At 72.7% G+C, this 2,959-nt stretch carries 3 protein-coding genes; 1 reads left to right on the plus strand and 2 read right to left on the minus strand.

Annotation, left to right across the window (positions count from 1 at the left end):
• Positions 1-80 precede the first annotated feature (80 nt).
• Complete coding sequence (locus FV222_RS21765; RefSeq protein ID WP_147815619.1) at positions 81-1,124, plus strand: MaoC family dehydratase; 1,044 nt, start codon at positions 81-83, stop codon at positions 1,122-1,124.
• Positions 1,125-1,173: 49 nt separating this feature from the next.
• On the opposite strand, the gene FV222_RS21770 is transcribed toward FV222_RS21765, so the two are convergent.
• Positions 1,174-1,974 (minus strand): TSUP family transporter, encoded by an 801-nt coding sequence (locus FV222_RS21770; RefSeq protein ID WP_147762920.1) that lies wholly within the window; start codon positions 1,972-1,974, stop codon positions 1,174-1,176.
• 113 nt (positions 1,975-2,087) lie between these two features.
• Positions 2,088-2,959 (minus strand): EAL domain-containing protein (locus FV222_RS21775; RefSeq protein WP_147815620.1); only part of this gene is annotated, 872 nt, incomplete at its 5' end.

Genomic DNA, 2,959 nt, shown 5'->3' on the forward strand with positions numbered 1-2,959 from the left:
GCCCCCGCCCGCGATCCGGCGCCCGGCGCGCCGGACGAGACCTCTGAACGACGCGCCCGGCCGCGGAGACACCAGAACCCATGAAGACCAATCCCGGCCGCTTCTTCGAGGATTACCGCCTCGGCGAGACCATCCGCCACGCCACGCCCCGCACGGTGACCACCGGCGACGTCGCGCTCTACACCGCCCTCTACGGCCCGCGCTTCGCGGTGCAGTCGTCGGACGCGTTCGCGCAAGGCATCGGCTACCCGAAGAGCCCGCTGGACGACCTGCTGACCTTCCACGTGGTGTTCGGCAAGACCGTGCCGGACATCTCGCTCAACGCGCTGGCCAACCTCGGCTACGCCGAGGGCGGGTTCCGCCGCCCGGTCTATCCCGGCGAAACCCTGTCCACCGTCTCCAAAGTGATCGGTCTCAAGGAGAGCTCGAACCGCCAGACCGGCGTGGTCTACGTGCGCTCGACCGGCTCGGACGCCGAGGGCGAGACCGTGCTGAGCTATTGCCGCTGGGTGCTGGTGCGCAAGCGCGACCCGGAGGCCGCGATCGCCGAGGAGCACGTGCCGAGCTTCGCCAAGGTCGTCGACCCGGCCGACCTCGCGGGCGCCCTGCCGCCCCTCGACGTCTCGGCCTACGACCTCGACCTCGCCGGCAGCCCGCATCGCTTCTCCGATTACGCGGTGGGCGAGAAGATCGACCACGTCGACGGCATGACGGTGGAGGAGGCCGAGCACCAGATCGCCACGCGCCTCTACCAGAACACGGCCAAGGTGCATTTCGACGCCCTGAGCGGCAAGGAGACCCGCTTCGGCCGGCGCCTGATCTATGGCGGCCATGTCATCTCGCTCGCCCGCGCGCTCAGCTTCAACGGGCTCGCCAACGCCTTCGCCCTCGCCGGCATCAACGCCGGCCGGCATGTGGCGCCGCTGTTTGCCGGCGACACGGTCTACGCCTGGAGCGAGGTGCTCGACACCGCCGAGACCGGGCGCGGCGACGTCGGGCTGCTGCGGCTGCGCACGGTCGCCACCAAGAACCAGCCCTGCGCCGCCCATCCCGGCCGCGAGGGCGACGGCTACCACCCGAGCGTCATCCTCGACCTCGACTACTGGGCCTTCATGCCGAAGTGACAGCCCGCGTAGCGCGCCCGTTGGGGCGCGCCTTGCGGACGTCCGGTCCTCATCCGCCCAGCAGCCCCGCCAGCGCCACGCGCAAGGGGTTGGCGGGGTCGGACAGGAGGCGCACCGCCATCGCGCAGGCGATGGTCACCAGCAGCGGCCTGATCAGCCGGGCGCCCAGGCGAACCGCGAGCATCGAGCCGACCTGGGCGCCGAGATAGGCGCCGACGGCCATCACGATGCCGATCGGCCAGACCACGTGGCCGGCGAGCGCGAACAGACCGAGGCTTCCGAGGTTGCTCGCCGCGTTGGCGAGCTTGGTGTGCGCCGTCGCCTTCACGACGCCGAGGCCGAGCAGCGTGACGAAGCCCACCATGTAGAAGGCGCCGGCACCGGGGCCGAACACGCCGTCGTAGAAGCCGACCGCGGGGGCGAAGCCGAGGGCGAAGGCGGCCGGCGAGAGCCGCGCCGCCGCGTCGTCCTCGCGCATGCGGGCGCCGAAGGCGAAGTACAGCGCGATCCCGACGAGCAGCACGGGGACGCCAGCGTCGAGCACCGGGCGCGGCAACAGTCCGACGGACAGGGCGCCGAAGACCGAGCCCACGGCCGCCGCCACGGCGATCGGCCAGGCCTGGCGCCACACGATCAGCCGACGCCGGGCGAAGGCCAGGGTCGCCGAGCAGGCGCCGACGCTGCCCTGCAGCTTGTTCGTCGCCACGGCGCTCACCGGGTCGAGGCCGGCGAGGATCAGCGCCGGCACGGTGATCAGCCCGCCCCCGCCCGCGATGGCGTCGACGCCGCCCGCGAGCAGGGCCACGCCGAACATCGCGGCCAGCAGGCTCGGATCGAAGCTTCCCACCATGGTCTCCCGCCCTGCCCGAGCAGGACGGCGCCGCCGCGTGCCCGGCGCTTCAGGAGGCGCGGGCGCCGCCCCTGTCAAGCTTGGTGGAAGGTTGATGCCGAGCGTTGCGTCGCTCATGCGCTCCGCGCGAGAGTCCTGGCCGGGCCGGATTCAGCGAGGCGAAGCCCCAAAAGGTCGCCCGGTATCGGCCTGCCGTAGCGGTATCCTTGCGCGTAGCGGCAGCCCATGCCCATCAGCGCCGCCTCCTGCTCGGGCGTCTCGATCCCCTCGGCGATGACGATCAGGTCGAGGCTGCGGCCGATGTCGAGCACCGCCTTCACGATGGTCGCGTCGTGGGCGTCGTGGAGCACGTCGCGGACGAAGCCGCGGTCGATCTTCAGCTTGGTGAGCGGGAAGCTCTTGAGGGTCGAGAGCGAGGCGTAGCCGGTGCCGAAGTCGTCGAGCGCGATGCCGACCCCCAGCGCCCGCAGGCGCCGCAGCGGCTCCAGGGTCGCCGGGGCGTCGGCCAGCGCGATCATCTCCGTCACCTCCAGCTCCAGGATCTCCGGCGGCAGCCGGTGCCGGGCCAGCGCCTGGGTCACCACCTCGGCCAGGGTCCCGGCGCGGATCTGGGCGTCGAACAGGTTCACCGCGACGCCGATCCGCGGCAGGCCGGCCTTGCGCCACGCCGCGGCCTGGCGGCAGGCCTCGTCGAGGCACCATTGGCCGAAGCGGGTCGCCAGGGTGCTCGCCTCGATCGCCGGCAGGAACTCGGCCGGCGCGAGCAGCCCGCGTGTTGGGTGGTTCCAGCGGATCAGGGCCTCGACGCCCCGCAGGCGTCCGCTCGCGAGCTCGATCTGCGGCTGGTAGTGCAGCGCGACCTCGCCGGCGGCCAAGCCGTCGAGCAGCGCGTCCTGCAGGGCGCGCCGCTCCGTGGCCGCATCGCGCATCGCCGGGGTGAAGGCGCGGTAGCCGCGCGGGCCCGCGTGGCGGGCGCGATCGAGGG

It is taken from the genome of Methylobacterium sp. WL103 (genome assembly GCF_008039885.1).
In the GTDB taxonomy this organism is placed as follows: domain Bacteria; phylum Pseudomonadota; class Alphaproteobacteria; order Rhizobiales; family Beijerinckiaceae; genus Methylobacterium; species Methylobacterium cerastii.

Excerpts from the sequence above, each read along its gene's own strand:
- FV222_RS21765 (WP_147815619.1), top strand. The coding sequence starts at position 81 with ATGAAGACCAATCCCGGCCGCTTCTTCGAGGATTACCGCCTCGGCGAG.
- FV222_RS21770 (WP_147762920.1), bottom strand. The coding sequence starts at position 1,974 with ATGGTGGGAAGCTTCGATCCGAGCCTGCTGGCCGCGATGTTCGGCGTG.